The organism is Virgibacillus sp. 7505, assembly GCF_002272135.1.
GTDB lineage: Bacteria > Bacillota > Bacilli > Bacillales > Amphibacillaceae > Terribacillus.
This window is the reverse complement of sequence record NZ_NPBF01000382.1, coordinates 1-223: the sequence shown is the minus strand read 5'-3', so window position 1 is coordinate 223 and position 223 is coordinate 1. Positions and strand designations below refer to the sequence as shown.

At 51.6% G+C, this 223-nt stretch carries 1 protein-coding gene; it reads right to left on the bottom strand.

All coding sequences use genetic code 11. The annotated features are described in order from the left end of the window. Nucleotides 1-223, bottom strand: a 223-nt coding sequence (locus tag CHH91_RS19445; RefSeq protein WP_141234268.1) for a transposase, incomplete at both ends; no start/stop codon positions are given.

The window sequence follows — 223 nt, the reverse complement described above, 5'->3', positions numbered from 1 at the left end:
ATCACCCGAAACAAGAGCGCTCGCAAGCGGCGTCTGCCTCGTTTGGAGATTCGTTTTTGACCCGTGTGCTGGCCAGATGAGCTTTCTTTTAACGTGAGTCCCGCTAATTTAAGAAGTTGGCGTGGATGCTCATAGTTGGTTAGATCACCAGTTTCCGCTAACAGGTCGGTGATGGTCGCATCTCCAAGACCAGGGACGGTTTGAAGCACCTCATACGATGTCG